This is a genomic window from Cytophagales bacterium, from assembly GCA_033344775.1.
Classification (GTDB): Bacteria; Bacteroidota; Bacteroidia; order Cytophagales; family Cyclobacteriaceae; genus JAWPMT01.
The window spans coordinates 172,062-189,785 of sequence record JAWPMT010000007.1 but is presented as its reverse complement, the minus strand read 5'-3'; the positions used below and the strand labels follow the sequence as shown (position 1 = coordinate 189,785).

The following is a 17,724-nucleotide window of genomic DNA, read 5'->3' as shown; positions in this document are numbered from 1 at the left end:
ATCGTAATTATGAAAAAACTATTCAAGAACTTTTTGATGCTCACGGCCGTGGGGGCCATGGCGTTCCTATACAGCTGTTCAGAGGAAGATGAGCCAACAGCGGCTGCACCTTCTATTAGCGTAAGTGCTGCATTGGCAGACGGTACAGTCCTTGCTGACGGTGGTTCTGTCATCACTGGAAACGATATCTCTGTTACTGTAACAGCTACTACTCCTGGTGGATTCAACGTGATCCGTGCTACTGCTGGTGGTGCGACAACTGAAGTAACCAGAAACGACCTTCAATTGGACGCTGGTGCTACTTCCGGTACTGCTGTTTTGACGGTAGAAACTCCTGAAGAGCAGGTAGGAAGCACCATCGACTGGACATTCACCATTGTTGATGATTTGAACCAAACGGGTGAAACTACTTTCTCTTATACGGTTGCAGAAGTTCCTTCTCCTGATGCTAATACAGGAATGAACACTTTGTATGGTCAATTGAATGCGCAAGGTGGAAGTTTCTATGACTTGATGAATGACGCGGTATATGGCTACGCTGCTACCCGCGACGAGCAAACTGCTAACGTTGATTTTGCTTTCTTCTACGGCAGCACAAGTGGTTATGCGATTGCTGCTTTGGCTGATGAGTCATTACAAACTGCTTTCGAAGCTGCTGATATTCCGATCGACGGTATTTTCGACGCAGGTGAGTTCAATGAAACTCTTTTCAAAGCATTGGAAGCTACTGCGGAAGATTTCGACGGAGTTGTATCTGAAGCGGATCTTACCAATCTATTTGGTGAAGTAGCTGCTGATGCTACCGTAGCTAACAACCTGGAAGTAGGAAGCGTATTCGGCTTCTCTCTGGATGGTGAGAAAAGACAAGGACTTTCTGGATTGATGAAAGTAACTGAGACTGGTGGAGATTCTGGTGCTTCTCGTACCATCTCTTTCGAGATCAAATACACTTCTCCTGTGCAATAAGTACAGTTGAAATAACAAAAAAAAAGAGGGTGTCTTAGTAGGCATCCTCTTTTTTTATCTCAGATAACTAACGGCTATTTATAATATTAATCTTCTCGCACCATATGTCTGAAACATCTGTGGTGTCAGTCTGAGTCTATCGCCCGCCTGCCGAACGAGGCAGGAAGACCTGCGCTGAGGCACTCGAAGCGCTACACCACACTAAACTCGATCTCATATTCGACCTCAAACGCGATCGGCGGAAGTTTGGATTTCGCCTTGATGATTTCTTCAATGGATTTTTGCTCGATCTTACTCTCCAGCCAGGAAATGATATCGAAGTAGACAAAGGCTCTGCGATCGAAACGACTATTGGAGATCGGGAGCAGCTTTTCTCGCAGCATTTTGAATCTCGAGATCAACTCGGGTTCCGTCAAACTCCAGGACAAGTCTTTGATAAATTCCAGGATCTCTTTTTGGAAATGGTGCAGGTCGTCTTTTTTACGCAGAAAGCGATACGTAGACCGTACCGCATATTCCAATACTTCCCGATTCCCCAATTCATAATGCGTAATAAGATTGATGATCCTCGCAAAAGAATGGACGTCTTCCCGGATGTCCAGGTCTTCTGAATTGATGATCCGGTTGAGCCACTTGAGTGCTGCCCGATAGTTTTCGTTCCCAAAGTGCAGACAGGCGATCTTATAGAAGAGGACCAGCTCCGAATGCTTATCAATCATGCCAATGTAGCTCTCCAGTCGGGATTCGATCTTGCCTAGCAATTGGCAGCCTTTCCCAAAATCCCCAGACATGAAATACATGTTGAACTGGTGGGCGTAGCTGTATTTGAAGAGTCGGATCTGAATGTTTTCATTCAACTTCACCACCTTGTGATTTGCCAATGACCGTAAGTGCCGATGCGTTTTGGAAAACTCTTTGCGCAATCCAAGTCGAGACTGTGCATTGAGGAGATGATTCAGTCCACGCAAATACATCTCGAAGAGAAGGGAAGACTTGGGCACTTCAGGAAACAAACGCACCCACTTTTCTGCATGCACGTAAGTGTTTTCCAGGTTCTGGATATGGCTGTAGTAGCCCAGTTGAATTTCATGCCAAAGCAATTTTTCGCGAAACGAAAGCGATTCTTCCGGCCAGTCCGGAAGTTGCGTATGGAAGGTATTTTTTATTTCTTCAAAATCCTGCTGATTACGAATATACCCCCTTCGTAAATAGATAGAATTGAGTTCTACACTCAGACTGGTGAGCTGATTGATGCGTGAGATCCGTAAACTGATCTCATTGGCCTCCTTGACTATTTGCTGTACCCGCTCCTGATTGTTTTTACCAATGGTAAAAGGCAACAGGATCATTTCCCATTTCAGGACTTCCAACCGCATTTCCAGGTTTTCGCTCCCACTGAGTGACTTCTTCACTTTTTCCAATAGCTGCGAACTCTGCGCATACAAGCTGCGGTCAAAGAGTAGCTGTACATAGTCGATTTTTTCCCGCGTGGCAATTTCCTCATTCGTCGCAGCATTGTAGCTCTTCAAACTTTGCAGGATCTTCTGATACAGATGCGCCTTTAAATTGCTAAACTGTGCGGGCTTGATCCAACTGTACTTCGCCAGCAGCTTCTCCTCTTCAAAATTTTCCAGCTTATCGAGTGCTTCAAAGAGTTTCAGGTATTTTAGGTCACTCTCACCGCTCTTCTGGTTTTGCAATTTGAAGTAACGTTTTTCGCTCGTCCGCATGGACTTAATCAGTTGGAAAAGGACGTCAGATCTTACCTTAGACATTGTAGATTACATTACAAGAATCTGTGGTAAATGTACATGATATTGATTTTATATATGATAAATTCTCATTTCAAATCAATTAAGAATCATGGCATCAGGATAAATTCCAAATCATTATAAAAGTCCTCAATTTACATGAAATCAAAGATTTTACAGTATTTAGAAATTTACCCCATCCCTAAAGGGAGTAATGGAAACTTTCTCATTAGGGAATGTAAGGGTTATTTTTTGAGCTTCTACCATATTGAAAAATCTTCCAGAAATTACTTTTTAGAAGTCGTAATTAAATCCAAATTCGGTTTTCCCCTCCATGGGAGGATAAAATACTTTTGAAAAATCCGATAGATACTATTGAGTTTTTGAATGGCAGGGAAAACATTATTTGAGAAGGTTTGGGAAGCTCATGTTGTCACATCCAAGGACAGCTATCCCGACCTATTATACATCGACAGACATTACATTCACGAGGTTACTTCACCACAAGCATTCGATGGCCTACGGAAGCGGGGCTTACCCGTTTTCAGACCCGATCAAACCACCGCAACGGCCGATCACAATGTACCTACAATTGACCAGCACTTGCCCATAAGGGAAGAATTGTCAAGGTTTCAGGTGCAGAAACTGATCGAGAATTGTGAGGAGTTCGGCGTTGAGCTTTTTGGCCTCGGGCACGAAAAACAAGGCATTGTTCACGTCATCGGACCTGAGCTTGGCCTGACTAAGCCCGGTATGACCATGGTTTGTGGCGATAGTCACACCTCGACACACGGTGCATTCGGAAGCATTGCTTTCGGCATTGGTACGTCGCAGGTAGAGCAAGTATTGGCTACCCAATGCATCCTGCAGTACCGACCAAAAACCATGCTCATCGAGGTGAATGGTGAAGTCGGCAAAGGAGTGACGGCCAAAGACATTGTGCTGTACATCATTTCCAAATTGACGGCCGCGGGCGGCACAGGATATTTTGTGGAGTTTGGAGGCAGTGCCATCCGATCTCTGTCCATGGAAGGCCGAATGACAGTTTGTAACATGAGCATCGAGATGGGCGCCCGTGGAGGGATGATTGCTCCGGACGAAACCACTTTCGAATACCTCAAAGGGCGCGAACATGCACCTAAGGCTGAAGCCTGGGACGAGGCAGTGGCCCACTGGAATTCCCTAAAATCAGACGGGAATGCTACATATGATCGAGTAGAGCGATTCGATGCGGCAGATATCGCACCGATGATCACCTACGGAACTAACCCGGGAATGGGCATCAAAGTAAGTGACAACCTTCCTGAAGAAGGAACGGTACCTGACCTCACCAAAGCCCTGGCGTACATGGGGCTTGAGGGCAAAGATTCTTTGTTGGGACAGGCCATAGATTATGTTTTTATCGGGAGTTGTACCAATTCACGGATCGAAGACCTGCGCGAAGTAGCCGATTTCGTGAAAGACAAGAAAAAAGCGGATGGGGTAAACGTCTGGATCGTGCCCGGATCGAAAAAAGTGGAGGCACAAGCCATAGAAGAAGGCCTGGACAAAGTTTTCCAAGGCGCCGGATTCGAATTACGTCAGCCTGGTTGTAGTGCCTGCCTGGGCATGAATGAAGACAAAGTGCCTGCTGGCAAATACTGTGTGTCGACATCCAACAGAAACTTTGAAGGTCGTCAGGGACCAGGAGCTCGCACCTTCCTGGTGAGTCCGATCATGGCCGCAGCGGCTGCAGTAACAGGTAAAATCACAGATATAAGAGAATTGATATAGATGGGATTCAAAACATTGACATCAACAGGAGTTCCGCTGAAGGTGGAAAACATCGATACCGATCAGATCATCCCTGCCCGGTTCCTGAAAGCCACGACCCGAGAAGGGTTTGGTGAGAACCTGTTTCGGGATTGGCGGTTCAAAGGCGAAAAAGTAGTCGAGGATTTTGTATTGAACGACAGTACCTACAGTGGAGAGATCCTGGTGGCTGGCAAAAATTTCGGAATGGGTTCCAGTCGTGAGCATGCCGCCTGGGCCATCAAAGACCATGGCTTTAAAGTGGTGGTTTCTAGTTTCTTCGCAGACATTTTCAAAGGCAATTCCCTGAACAATGGTTTGTTGCCCGTTCAGGTGTCTGATGATTTCCTGGGAGAAATGTTCACCAGCATCGAAAATGATCCTGATGCTGCTTTCACGGTAAACCTGGAAGCGCAAACCATCACCAATGAAACCCGCGGGACTTCAGCATCATTTGAAATCAACGCTTATAAAAAATTGTGCCTGATCAATGGTTATGATGATATCGATTATATCCTCAGCCTGACAGGCGATATCGAAAATTACGAATCACAAAAAGTGACTTATTAACCGCATGGCAGATAAACACATTGTTGTATTAGCAGGAGATGGCATCGGGCCGGAAGTAACCGCATGGGCGAAGAAAGCCCTGGAAATCGTCGGCGAGCAATTCGGGCATCAGTTCACATTCGAAGACCAGCTCATCGGTCATACGGCCATCGAGGCAACTGGTAATCCACTTCCGGATGAGACGCTGGATGCTTGTAAAAAAGCTGATGCCATTTTATTGGGAGCCGTTGGCCACCCAAAATACGATAACGATCCTTCTGCAAAAGTTCGCCCTGAACAGGGATTGCTGAAGATCAGAAAAGAACTAGGGTTGTACACCAACATCCGTCCCATTCAGATTTTCGAAGAGTTGGCGCATGCCAGTAGCATCAAGCCGGAGTTGTTGAAAGATGTCAACATCATGTTCTTCCGAGAATTGACTGGTGGCATCTATTTCGGTCAGCCAAGAGAGCGTCAGGATGAAGGCTCCGTAGCCATTGATACCATGCGCTACAGCAAAATGGAAGTGCGACGAATCGCTGAGAAAGCGTTTAAGTCGGCGCAAACCCGTCGAAAAATCGTTCACTCCATCGACAAGGCCAATGTGCTCGAATCCTCGAGATTATGGAGAGAAACGGTCAATGAAGTGGCCAAAGAGTATCCGGATGTGAAACTTGAGCACATGTTCATCGACAATGCAGCCATGCAGTTGATCCGCTATCCACGCCAATTCGATGTGGTGGTTACTGGAAATATGTTCGGAGACATCCTTACCGATGAAGCTTCGCAAATCACCGGTTCGCTCGGCATGTTGCCTTCAGCATCTATTGGTGATAGTGTAGGCATTTACGAACCTATCCACGGATCCGCACCGGATATTGCCGGGCAGAACAAAGCCAATCCACTGGCGACTATATTGTCAGCGGCGCTATTGCTCGACATTTCTTTCGGCATGCAACAAGAAGCTCAGGTCATCATCGATGCGGTGGATCAGGTGCTGAAAGCAGGCCTTCGTACGGTGGACATCAAAGATGACAGTACGGCACAAGAAAATATTTTATCAACCGAGGAAATGGGGACACAGGTGGTCCACCACATGACACAGGTCGTCCCCTCATAAATTAACCCAATCGAAAAGCCATGAGTGATCAAGTACAAATATTCGATACGACATTAAGAGACGGAGAGCAGGTTCCGGGTTGTCAGCTTTCTACGCCAGAAAAAGTAGAGATCGCGAAAGAACTCGAAATTCTTGGGGTAGATATCATCGAGGCGGGTTTCCCTATTTCAAGTCCCATGGATTTCAATTCCGTGGTTGAAATTTCCAGGGCGGTTACTCATCCGACCATTTGTGCCTTGACGCGCTCGGTTCAAAAAGACATAGACATTGCAGCAGATGCACTGAAATACGCCAAGAAAAAGCGGATCCATACGGGTATCGGCACATCACCTGAGCACATCAAATTCAAGTTCAAAAGTACACCGGACGAGATCGTCGAGCGTGCCGTTGCAGCTACCAAGTATGCAAAGAAGTACGTCGAGGACATTGAGTTCTACTGCGAAGATGCTGGCCGTACCGGCAATGAGTACCTGGCTCGTGTGGTTGAAGCAGTGATCGCCGCAGGCGCCACGGTAGTCAACATTCCGGATACGACTGGATACTGTACCCCTGAAGAGTATGGCGCCAAGATCAAGTACCTCAAGGATCACGTAAAGGACATTGACAAGGCCATCATTTCTTGCCACTGTCACAATGACCTGGGCATGGCCACCGCCAACACGCTAAGTGGCGTTTTGAATGGTGCTCGTCAGGTTGAGGTGACCATCAATGGAATCGGTGAAAGAGCAGGTAATACTTCCCTGGAGGAGATTGCCATGATACTTAAGACACGCAAAGACATACCTATGTACTCCAACATCAAGTCGGAGCACATTTATCCATTGAGTCTGTTGGTGAGCAAAATGATGCGGATGCCTGTACAGCCTAATAAGGCGATCGTCGGCCGAAACGCTTTTGCGCACTCTAGTGGCATCCATCAGGATGGGGTCATCAAACACCGCGAAAACTATGAAATCCTGGACCCGGAGGATGTCGGGATCCCACAATCGTCCATCATCCTTACCGCACGAAGTGGCAAAGCGGCGCTCAAGTATCACCTCGAACGATTGGGCTACAACCTCAATAATGAGCGCGTAGAAGAGATCTACGAAGAATTCCTGAAGATGGCCGATGAGAAAAAAGACATTGTCGATGATGACTTGATCTTATTGGTCGATGGCAAGCTTCCTGAAGGAGGTATCGAGTTGAAGAATGTTCAGATCATGTGTGGCGAAAACGTCATGCCATCAGCTACGGTGCATTTGGAGATCAATGGGGAAGAATTACATGCCTCAGCCTTAGGTGAAGGTTCTTTGGATGCGGCTTATCGCGCTGTGGATCAGCTATTAGGTGATGAGTTCGAGATGGACGAGTACCTGGTACAGTCCATGGGAGATCGCAAGGACAAAGGAAAAGTGCACATCCGTTTGAAGCACAAAGGTCAGCACTACATTGGTTTTGGTGTGCATCAGGATGTCATTGTCGCTTCAGTTAAGGCTTATGTAGACGCCATCAACAAGATCTCAGCCATCAAACGCAGAGAGAAGAAAAGCGCATAATTCTTGGGTGTGACCATGGCCATTGTTCCATGATTGGCGGCCATGGTCGGGCTGTCCAGGGGTCCATTTTGTCCGTGCTGCGCACCAGGCCCTTACCATCCCTCACACGAGTCCAATTGACAGTTGATCAATGAAAGAGTATACGCCTATACGATTCCAAAAGCTACTGAAGAAGTCCAATGAAATTGGCTTTACCATGCCATCAGACGAATTGGCGGGTTCGTTGCTACGGACGTTGGTTGCAGCCAAGCCAGGCGGACGGTTTTTGGAATTAGGCACAGGTATGGGGCTGTCTTTGTCCTGGATGGTTGACGGCATGGATCATGCTGCTCATTTAGTGAGCGTGGACAATGATCAGGAACTAATTGATTTGGTCAGTCCCGAATTTGAGGAAGACCTCAATGTATCCATCACTTGTACCGATGGGGCCGAGTGGATCAAAGACTACTCAGGTCCTGCTTTTGACCTGATTTTTGCGGATGCCTGGCCGGGTAAATACGAGTTACTGGAAGAAACGTTTGACTTACTCAAGCCTGGGGGTTTGTACATCATTGACGACATGCTGGAGCAGCCCAATTGGCCCGAAGGGCATGCGGAAAAAGCAGCCCAACTATCCGAACACATCATGTCCCGATCGGATTTCTCCACCACCCAATTGGATTGGTCCACCGGAATTTTCATTTGCACCAAAACCTCCACTACGCCATGAGTCCGATGCTGCAGAAAATAGAGATCCGACACGACTATAAGGCAGGTGACCTGGGGCACATCATTCGCATGCATGGCGAAATGTACAATTATGGCAAGGAGTTTGAATTCTATGTTGGAGAATCGCTGAGCGACTTCTTCAAACACCAGAATCCGGAGAAAGAGCGTTTTTGGATCGCAGAGCTCAATGGCTGGATCGTAGGTTCCATTTGCCTGAAAAAAGCCGACGACTGGGCACAACTCCGATATTTATTGTTGGATGAGCGAGTTCGAGGCATCGGTCTTGGGAAAAGAATGATCGATCTTTTCATGACCTTCATGAAGGAGTGTGGTTACCAAAAGTCCTTTCTCCTTACAGAAAAACAACTCAACACCGCGGCCAACCTCTACGAGAAATTAGGCTATCAATACGTGTCTTCCACATTCACGGATTTCGGTCTGGAAGAACGGAGGTATGAGCTGGTGTTATAATGCACCTCCCTTGCGGCACCATTCCGGTAAGAGAAAACATTTAGCGAATAGCTATTGCTACCGGATCTTTCAATTCCACAAGTTTATTCCTGGCCTTGCTGTCTTTCACATTCTGTACCGTGAACCCGATCATCAACGGAACCACCTGATGGCCGATCTTGGGAGTAACGCAGCTCTCTGAGAGTATTAACTTTAATGAACACACCGTTTCTTGTTGCGGAATGAGTACACTTCGGGAACCATTGACGATCGCTCTGTATTGTACAGCATCTTTAATACAAGCTAGGGTAATCTCCTCCAGATGAGCATTATTGCGTGGGACTCCCTGAGCAAGGAGATGGCCCTCTACTTTATAATTCTGAAGTGTAGTGATTTGAAGCCCTTCAAATACATAACCACTTCGCTGGCTCGTATTTTGAATCAGTATCTCTAATTCTATGGCCTGGACAGGAATCTCTATTTCGCCAGACAGCACCTCCTCAGACTCAATTTGTTTCACTTGAAGCACCAGTGAATCTCTGGGAGTCACCGTTGTGGTAATGGGAGAAAAAGGACTGAAGATTTTGGAGCTTTGTAGCGGCTTATCAACGACATTGAACACTTCGGGCAATTCTTCCGGCTTCAGATCCTCTGCTCGCGAATTAAATCCAAGCTGTGATAACCCAATTACAGTGGCAACCGTGATCAAGATCAAGGTTAGCGCTTTCAACCAGGACGGCAGGTCATATATTTTCTGATAAAAAGCTGAACCAGGAGTTACCGATGCAGGTGGTGCTCCCTCCGGGGAGAGTTCATTTGTTTGCGTCTTTGTAGATTGGTCCAGAAAGGTGTTTTCTTCCTCTAAAAAAGTCCTGAATAGCTCCACATCGATTCCTAAAACAATAAAGAGTAATGGAAGCTCCTGGCGCCATCTGGACTTTGTCTTGTGTTCCAGCTGAGCAGGATCTTTAAGATATCCTTCTAAATTTTTATAAGGGTTGATATCTTCCAGAAAGGTGATGATTTTCGGCGTTTTCAGCAGATCCACGTCCATCGAACCCGCTTCTATCGCTGCCCTTAACTGATCAATGATCCGATACTCCAGGTTTGCGATTTTCACATCTTTCTTATCGGCACGATTGGACAGATGCTCCAACAGAAAATAAGCCTGATCCAACGTTGAACCCAGGAGTTCCTTGCTTGCGATCCGTTTCCAAATGGTATGGTAAACATATACCTGGCTATCCGTCGCCGATAACACAGATTTCGTACTGCGGCCTTCGCTGATTTTCTTATCCCGGATCTTTTTGAATTGATCCAGGTCCGAGATAATTTTTGGATCACCGATGTACTTTCCCTGATGGATATAAGTAAGCAACGACTGTACTTTTACATAATACTTCGAATCAACCGAAGAATCATTTAAAAGCGTATTGACCGTATCGAGGTATCCCATTCGTTTGATTAGCCAGAGGCCAGTAAATATGCTTTGTCAGACTGAATGGTTATTTTTCTACCATCGGTTTTGGAAACGAGGGTACAACGCAAAAGAAACCTGGAGATCATTCCCCCTTTGTCCGTACCAGAAAAGTCTACTTTGATCCAAAATCGGTTGTCGGAGTAGCCAGCCGATGGGCCCATCACCAGATTTTTAGGATGATCTACGAGCTCATCCGCAATGATGAAATAAGGGATATAAGCCGCAGTTTTGATCCTGCTGGAAGACCAGGCACCCTCACGAAACTTGTAGCGACTGAGTTCATATTCTCCCTGAATTTCCAGTTCGATCATATCAATCTCCCAGTATTCATCAAAAGGATTTTCAATCTCAGCATTGATGAATAATTGTTCTCTGGCCAGTGTAGGCGGTTCGATCAATACATCTGATCCTTCTTCTCTGGCAGGATACGTAAGGCCGTATTGCTTGCTATTGGCATCTTCTCCGTTAGCATCTACCGGAAGATTTCCCCAGTCACTGGCCTCCAAAAATCGAAGGTTGGATAAGGCGACCGTACGAAACGATAATTCCTGCGCCTGAAGTTTGACAGTCATCAATAAGATGACTGTAAAGCATAGTTGTCGCGTCAGCATGGTAAGTTTTTCAGGTTAGCTGAAACAAAAATAACCCGTCCGTCGGAATGACATAGAATCATCAGCTGACTAAGAACGTGTCGGTAATTGCCGTATCTTAGAAAAGACCAAGTAAATCAAAACTTCAATACCATGAAAAACACACTAAAAACCCTATTCGAACTTGCTGTTTTACTTACTGCCTGTACCGACCCTTTTAATGAAATTCAGAAAGACGATATTGCTTTCAAAAAAGGCGAAGGGAATTATCGCAAAGGAGATGAATGAGAATCATAAACAATAGTGGTGAAAGCTCCTTTATCAAGCTTTTCCTATCTCAAAGACTCAGCATTAAATAAATAAGAACAACTTTCAGCATTTTCCGGGAATCTCGAACGCACTTCGATGGATATTCTGCGATCAGAAATGCTCTATCACTATATTTCAAAAGCCTTCAAAACACGATTATTCCCTCTTTTAAATGAGGGTGAAGGGAGATTTCATGTTAAAAATCGTTTTGAAGGATTTTCACATTGAGGTACTTCAAATCTGATGCTCAAATAACCTTTTTGAACACGCTTACCTGACTTATTTCTTTATAACCCATGGAAAGTTACCTGCTTTCTATGGCCCCTATTGACTCCAATCCACTTTCCAGTGGATCGCACTACTTTCCACGTGTGGAGTTCACTTTTTCATCACCCATTGCCGTGTATTTGTACCAGAAACGAGATCAAAAAAGGATCTCAGGCTGATCCAGGAAAACGCTAGCCACTTCCGAAAATCAGCAGGACAAATGGCAACGCCACGAGCGTTTAGCGAAGCTTCTTGTAGGGCCAGGAAGCAAGCTGCCCTTACGGAGTAATTCAGTCAATTTTTAAACAAACATGTGATGAAAACTATTTGGAAAGTGCTCTTTCTAGCAGCAATTATTTTATCCTCTTGCGAGGATCCTAACTCCGACATTTTAGAAGAGGACAATGTTGTTCTGAATAGCGGAGAGCCTAACGGCTGTAAGGATAATGAATGTGAATAATAAACTACTGGGGCGTATGCCCCAGTTTTACTATTTTCATGACAGTGTTAGGACTCTTAATATTTGCAGCAACTTTTTTACAAGGCATTGTAGATCAACCCACTTCCAATGCAGATACCATTTATGCTACTGGTGATCAATATTATTATCAGGGAAACTATCTAACAGCAGCTAAATATTATCTTTTAGCATACGAGCGTTTTCTTGAAGATGAAAATTCGATTGGCCAGTCAAAATCCCTCAATGATGCAGGTTTTTCATACATGCAAGTAGGAAAACTAGATTCTTCATTGTTTTATTTTCTTCGAGCGTATGATTTAGATCAAGTGACGAATGACACTACAAAAATGGCCTCAAGATTGATCAATATTGGAAATACCTATAAGGCTCTTGGGAAGAGTATAGAGGGTGTTGAGTCATTTCTAGTTGCAGCCAAATTAGCATCTGTAGTTTCCGCTCATAAAATTGAGGCAAGGGCTTATAATGGCATGGGAAATTTATTTATTGATCAACAAGAGCCTAGAAAAGCTTTAATCAATTATTGGAAAGCCTATGACCTTCATACTGAACACAATCATACTGAAATTTCAAAAGCAATTGCATTAGGAAATATTGGGTCCGCATATTTTGAATTAGGAATCCTCGACAGTGCCTTTTCCTACACACACAAAGCTTTAAAAATCAAACAAGAGAGCAAAAGGCCACTATCCCTCGCCCACACACTTGAAGAACTGGGACGTTTTCAATTGGAGGCTTCCAATTTGGATTCAGCTGATCACTACCTTTCAGCAAGTCTAAAACTCAGAACTGAAGGGGCTGATCAACAAGGAGTGGCTTCTGTCTCGTTGCTTCAGGCGAGGTATATGCTTGAAATCAGGAAGTATAGTAAAGTAATGCCTAAACTTAATATTGCACTGGGCTATGCGCGGCAATATGAAGACCGTGAATTGCTGTTGGAATGCTACGACATATTGGTAGACTATCACCGCTCCATCCAAAATTGGGAAAGTGCCTTTCGCTTCAAAACGAATTGGGCTACCTTACGGGATTCTCTTTTCAACGCAGAAAAACTACAGGTCCAACAGATCATTTCGGAACAGCAGCTTCAGGAAAAAGAACAAGAACGTTTACTGGCCGATCAACAAGCTAGGATTGCAGAGGCTGAGTCTCAGCAACAACAACAAAATGCACGAAACACTCAGATCATTGCAAGTGTATTGGCCATTTTCCTACTGTCTTCCGGGGTAGGCATGTTCATTATCAACCGGCAGCGACGAAAAGTCCGTGGACTCAATGTGGAATTGCAGCAGCGTAATGAAAAGGTCAAAATACTTGGTGAACAAAGCATGCATTTCACAAAAAACGCTTTGTCAGAAATAACTGCCTTGCTCAACTTTCAATCGGGCAAACTAGAGGGCGTTGCCAAAGACCTGATGCAAGGTGCTCGCCTGAGACTTGATACCATCAATATTCTTTACAACCGGCTTTTTGCAAACAAGGACCAAGAAGAGAATCAGGTAGACCTTGGGTATCTGATTTCCAGTATTTTGGGCAATACCCTGGATGCCCTTTTGGAGGAAAAATTCAAACCACAGCGTGAGTTTGATATACAATCTGTTATGGTTTCCAGTGAGGTGGCTTTAAGTATGGGATTGATTACCAATGAACTTTGCATCAATGCTTGTAAATATGCATTTACTCAACCTAACAAAAGATTAACAGTACGTCTAAATTCCACAGAAGATAGACTTTACTTTCTCTTTGAAGAGAATGGCCCTGGTTTGCCTCCGGAATTGAATTGGGAAAGCGCAAAATCATTTGGCTTACAGCTGATTACGCTTCTTGCCGATGATTTAAATGCGGATTTAAATATGGAAAATTGTTCTCCAGGGCTTAAAATTGAACTCACAATCGCTAACCACTGACCAAGCATGCCAACTAAGATCCTGATCGCTGAAGACAAAAAATTACTTGCCCAAGACCTTGAAGACCGCATCGCATCGATGAATTTGGGTCAGGTGATCGGTTCCTTTCCAACCGGAGAAGCAGCCCTCAAATTTTCGAAGAAAAACCCGCCGGATATCGCTTTATTGGATATTTCACTCAAAGGTGAGATGGACGGTATCATGCTCGCCGAAGGGCTGAATGATATCCGCTACATTCCGATCATATACCTGACACACCTCGATGATGAAAAGACCCTTTCACGCACACTTCCAACAGTTCCGGTTGCTTATTTGAACAAGCCTTTTACGAACAATGAACTGAAAGTAGCCATTCTCAATGCGACCCATGCCCTGAATGATGAAGATCATGAAAACGGGTCAGAACCTGTTCCTGTCAATGAAACCAATAATGGCGTGCAAGTGCTGGAAGATCGGGTTTTTGTACGAAATGGGCGTGGAAAGTATTCTGTATCCTTAGAAGACATTGTATACATCCAGTCCGGAGGTGGAGAAAAGTCCACCATTGTCACTGCTCCTTTTTTGAATGACAAAACACGAACAAGACCTACTGTCGGTTACAGCTTAAGTAAGTTAGAACCGAAATTGGCCTTCTATCCTTATCTGGTCCGGTGTAGTCGATTTTATATCATCAACTTGAAATTTGTAGAGCGGATCATCGACGTAGATACCGATTACAAAAACAAAGGGAAGAAAACCCTGATCGTGCACGGAGAAGAAATTAAAGTTGGGGACAAATACCGGAAAGATATTTTAGCAAAGTTGCACGTCTTGTGACCCCTGTTCAGCCCTTTTGTACGAAGACAATGATTAGTGATTGATAAGGGTTTAGGTGCTTTATCAGAAAAAACCCCACCTTAAACAGCAGAATTACCCACCTCATCATACGGTATGGTTCCTCTTGTGATCCCTTGATATTTCGATCTTCATTTGCTAATGAAATCAAAATGTCACCGCATGAAATCGAGTGCCTATCTCCCAAGCTTCTTGTCTCTTGTATTGATCCTGTGCTTTTCATCAAACGCCCTGGCTCAAAATGAATTGAAGGAACTCAAACAAAAACAAAAGCTTCAAAAGAAGCTGGATAAAATCTACAAAGATAAGGTCCAGTCTTTGGAAAAAGGCGGCTACACCGTCTATGCCTCAACCAAAACAATGGGTGAAGCCCTTTACGATCACGATAAGAAAATTGAAAGTGGGCTGTATGAACCACAGATCTTTGTAGATCAGCGTGATTGCTTCTCTGCCAACTCTTGCTACCGAAAATCTTCCAATGATGCCGCCACTTCTTATGCCTCAAGAACAAACGCCTATGTAAGGGGTGAGATCTATAGGGAACTCCGCGATAGTAGAACGGGACTCGGAAAAGAACAGGTCCAGGAAGCGGTAGACAAGTTTGGTGAAATCTTTAAGACAGAAGTCAGCGCCAATGTTTCCAATCAGCTGGAGTTAAGCTATGCGTTGATCTCGGAGAAAAAAGGCAATGTGAATATGCAGTTGTATTTTCTGGTCTTGAAAGAAGAAGCCAAAGCCGCTCGCAAGCAAGCGCTTACTGCTGCCATGAGCCAATACAGTCAGGCGGCAACAGAAGCCAATCTGAATTGGATGCAAAGCATCTCTGATTTCGTTGATGATGTTCCTTCAGAAGATTCTCCAAACTAGAGGTGTATGTGGCGATATACAGGTATAGTTATCTCCCTTTCTTTCTTTTCCATTGGACTATTTGCTCAGGAGAATTTCAATAATTACAAGCAAAGTCTGAACAGCCAGTACGAAAAGTGGAGTGATCGGCAAGACTGGAAGCACAACTACATCGACTGGAAAAAGGAGGCCGATGCTGCTTATGAGCAATGGGAAAAGCAAAATGGTAATGGCATAGAAGGAGAGTTTTTCAACGAATTCCGTAATGATTTCAATAGCCCATTTGACGAGGATAAACCAGCCAATGCGGAAGCCGATAGCCTACAGTCGGTCATCCAGAATCTGCAACAGAATAATGCCGCAACAAGCGCCAATAGTGAAGCGAAAATTCAAGAACTAGAGGGACAATTGCAGGCCATTGCTGAAGAACAAAAAATATTAGAGTCGCTAGGCAATTATAAGATCTGGGCAGTCATCGTAGGCGTATCCCATTACCGCCAATCACGGATACGCCTCAACTATTGTGACGATGACGCTTACAAGATCTATGCTTTTCTGAAAAGTCCGGAGGGGGGAGCACTCCCTGATGAGCAAATCCGATTGTTTGTGGATGAGCAAGCCAAAGGTGCAGATATACGCCTCGCTGTGGAACAATTTACCGGAAAGGTGGGGCCTAATGATGTATTTCTGTTTTATTTCTCCGGACACGGCACAGTGACCAACCTGTTGGCAGAAGATTATGGCGTTACCCAGAGCGGTGAGATCTCACACCGGTTTTTGAGCAGCCAGATCCGCAAGTCCAAGGCAAAGCTGAATCTCTGCATGATTGATGCCTGCCACTCCGGAAGCCTGGCCATCAGGGTAGAAGCAGAAAATAAGATCCTGGGGAATAAGTATGCCGTCATAGAAGATGCACCACCTCCAGGCTATAAAAGCATTGCCTCCCTTGAAAGCACCACTCAGTTCTACCAGGCTTTGCAAAACGCACCAAAAGGCTCTGTTTTTTTCCTCTCCTCCAAAGGGGAAGAAACATCGTTGGAATTCCGTGGCAAGCGGCAGGGCATATTCAGCTATTATTTCATCGAAGGCCTTCGCGGAGCTGCTGATTACAACGGCGATCAAATAATTTCCGTGACCGAATCCTTCGATTACACCAGCAAAAAAGTAAAGGAATTCACTAACAACCATCAGACTCCAGTCATCACTGGTCAGTACTCCCATCAGCAACCTTTGGCAATCGTCCGAAAAAGAAGTTAATCATGAAATCAAAATACCCTTTGATCATTGTTTTTGTTGGCCTACTTATTGGCTTATTTGGTCCATTTTATACCCAGGCCCAGCGCATAGATCTGGATGAAAAACCCTGGTTACGTGGACAGTTTCCCAAAGTACCTTCAGATCAGATCTATCAATATCAGATTGGTAGAGGGGAGGGAGATACCTATACAGATGCTCAGGGACAGGCGATTATGGACTTCCTTACCAGTTTGCCGAGTTTCAAGGAAATCAATTCTACCTGCAGAAATTATTTATTGGATGAATTTCAAAATGGGGAAACCACCGGTGCCTCAAAATTCGAATGTGACGATGAGGTGACTCAGAAAATCAGGAGCCTGAGCTCCCGGATTGATGAAAATTATTCCCGATCGGCAACTGGCAAACATCAGGTACAGATCCTATTTGCTTTTCAGGATCCAGACCTTAACGGCTACAAGAAATTCGATCCGATTACCCCCCACTATACCAATACATATGGTTGGTCAGCCGGGTGGCGATCATTATTAGTGCCGGGCTGGGGCCAATTCCATAAGAAGACCAACACGAAAGGCGTCATTTTCATGGGAGGAGTAATAGCGGCCGGAGGAGCTTCTATTTTTTTTGAATCCCGTCGCTCAGACAACTCCCGCAAATCCCAGGAAACAAATAACATTGACCTGATCCGGGCTTATAGAGATAATGCCGATAACGCAGCCCTGTATCGAAACATAGGCCTATCCGCAGCTGGAGGGATGTGGATCTGGGCAGTGATCGACGCCATGAACACCAAAGGAGCCAAGAAGTACGACTACAGTAAAACAGCAAGATTGTACGCCAGCAGAGATGGACTCACACTTGGATTCAGATTTTAAGGACTCTCACA

Annotated in this window: 16 protein-coding genes; 13 read left to right on the top strand and 3 right to left on the bottom strand. The window is 45.0% G+C overall.

From position 1 onward, the window contains the following. Positions 1 to 9 precede the first annotated feature (9 nt). Positions 10 to 966: a hypothetical protein gene (locus R8G66_32830; GenBank protein MDW3197209.1), complete on the top strand. Its 957-nt coding sequence runs from the start codon at positions 10 to 12 to the stop codon at positions 964 to 966. Positions 967 to 1,157: 191 nt separating this feature from the next. Here the strand turns inward: R8G66_32830 and R8G66_32825 are convergent, their stop codons facing one another. Then, positions 1,158 to 2,696: a hypothetical protein gene (locus tag R8G66_32825; GenBank protein ID MDW3197208.1), complete on the bottom strand. Its 1,539-nt coding sequence runs from the start codon at positions 2,694 to 2,696 to the stop codon at positions 1,158 to 1,160. Between the two features lie 408 nt (positions 2,697 to 3,104). Here R8G66_32825 and leuC point away from each other — a divergent pair, with 408 nt between their 5' ends. From leuC to R8G66_32795, 6 genes are all read left to right on the top strand, one after another. After that, on the top strand, positions 3,105 to 4,490 hold the full coding sequence (gene leuC, locus R8G66_32820) for a 3-isopropylmalate dehydratase large subunit (GenBank protein ID MDW3197207.1): 1,386 nt from the start codon (positions 3,105 to 3,107) through the stop codon (positions 4,488 to 4,490). After that, positions 4,491 to 5,078 (top strand): 3-isopropylmalate dehydratase small subunit, encoded by a 588-nt coding sequence (leuD, locus tag R8G66_32815; protein MDW3197206.1) that lies wholly within the window; start codon positions 4,491 to 4,493, stop codon positions 5,076 to 5,078. It abuts the gene before it with no gap. A 4-nt stretch (positions 5,079 to 5,082) separates the two neighbouring features. After that, positions 5,083 to 6,177, top strand: a complete 1,095-nt coding sequence (gene leuB / locus R8G66_32810) for a 3-isopropylmalate dehydrogenase (protein ID MDW3197205.1) — start codon at positions 5,083 to 5,085, stop codon at positions 6,175 to 6,177. A 20-nt stretch (positions 6,178 to 6,197) separates the two neighbouring features. Next, entirely contained in the window at positions 6,198 to 7,715 is a 1,518-nt protein-coding gene (locus tag R8G66_32805) for a 2-isopropylmalate synthase (GenBank protein ID MDW3197204.1), read from the top strand. A 130-nt stretch (positions 7,716 to 7,845) separates the two neighbouring features. After that, positions 7,846 to 8,424, top strand: coding sequence for a methyltransferase domain-containing protein (locus R8G66_32800; protein ID MDW3197203.1), 579 nt, complete (start codon positions 7,846 to 7,848; stop codon positions 8,422 to 8,424). Beyond that, complete coding sequence (locus tag R8G66_32795; protein ID MDW3197202.1) at positions 8,421 to 8,894, top strand: GNAT family N-acetyltransferase; 474 nt, start codon at positions 8,421 to 8,423, stop codon at positions 8,892 to 8,894. The genes R8G66_32800 and R8G66_32795 overlap by 4 nt, the downstream gene beginning before the upstream one ends. Positions 8,895 to 8,934: 40 nt before the next feature. Here the strand turns inward: R8G66_32795 and R8G66_32790 are convergent, their stop codons facing one another. Together R8G66_32790 and R8G66_32785 are read right to left on the bottom strand one after the other, a co-directional pair. After that, entirely contained in the window at positions 8,935 to 10,329 is a 1,395-nt protein-coding gene (locus R8G66_32790; protein MDW3197201.1) for a hypothetical protein, read from the bottom strand. An 8-nt stretch (positions 10,330 to 10,337) separates the two neighbouring features. Further along, the gene (locus tag R8G66_32785; GenBank protein MDW3197200.1) at positions 10,338 to 10,964 is read right to left on the bottom strand and encodes a hypothetical protein; all 627 of its coding nucleotides are present in this window, start codon (positions 10,962 to 10,964) and stop codon (positions 10,338 to 10,340) included. A gap of 132 nt (positions 10,965 to 11,096) precedes the next feature. Between R8G66_32785 and R8G66_32780 the strand changes: the two genes are divergently transcribed. From R8G66_32780 to R8G66_32755, 6 genes are all read left to right on the top strand, one after another. Next, positions 11,097 to 11,231, top strand: coding sequence for a hypothetical protein (locus R8G66_32780; protein ID MDW3197199.1), 135 nt, complete (start codon positions 11,097 to 11,099; stop codon positions 11,229 to 11,231). Positions 11,232 to 12,017: 786 nt separating this feature from the next. Beyond that, positions 12,018 to 13,904 carry a sensor histidine kinase gene (locus R8G66_32775; GenBank protein MDW3197198.1) on the top strand — a complete coding sequence of 629 codons (1,887 nt, stop codon included), beginning with the start codon at positions 12,018 to 12,020 and terminating at the stop codon, positions 13,902 to 13,904. 6 nt (positions 13,905 to 13,910) lie between these two features. Continuing rightward, the gene (locus R8G66_32770; GenBank protein ID MDW3197197.1) at positions 13,911 to 14,720 is read left to right on the top strand and encodes a response regulator transcription factor; all 810 of its coding nucleotides are present in this window, start codon (positions 13,911 to 13,913) and stop codon (positions 14,718 to 14,720) included. Positions 14,721 to 14,900: 180 nt separating this feature from the next. Then, entirely contained in the window at positions 14,901 to 15,605 is a 705-nt protein-coding gene (locus tag R8G66_32765; GenBank protein ID MDW3197196.1) for a hypothetical protein, read from the top strand. Between the two features lie 6 nt (positions 15,606 to 15,611). Further along, positions 15,612 to 16,841: a caspase family protein gene (locus tag R8G66_32760; protein ID MDW3197195.1), complete on the top strand. Its 1,230-nt coding sequence runs from the start codon at positions 15,612 to 15,614 to the stop codon at positions 16,839 to 16,841. A gap of 2 nt (positions 16,842 to 16,843) precedes the next feature. Next, positions 16,844 to 17,713: a hypothetical protein gene (locus tag R8G66_32755; GenBank protein MDW3197194.1), complete on the top strand. Its 870-nt coding sequence runs from the start codon at positions 16,844 to 16,846 to the stop codon at positions 17,711 to 17,713. Positions 17,714 to 17,724: the final 11 nt, after the last annotated feature.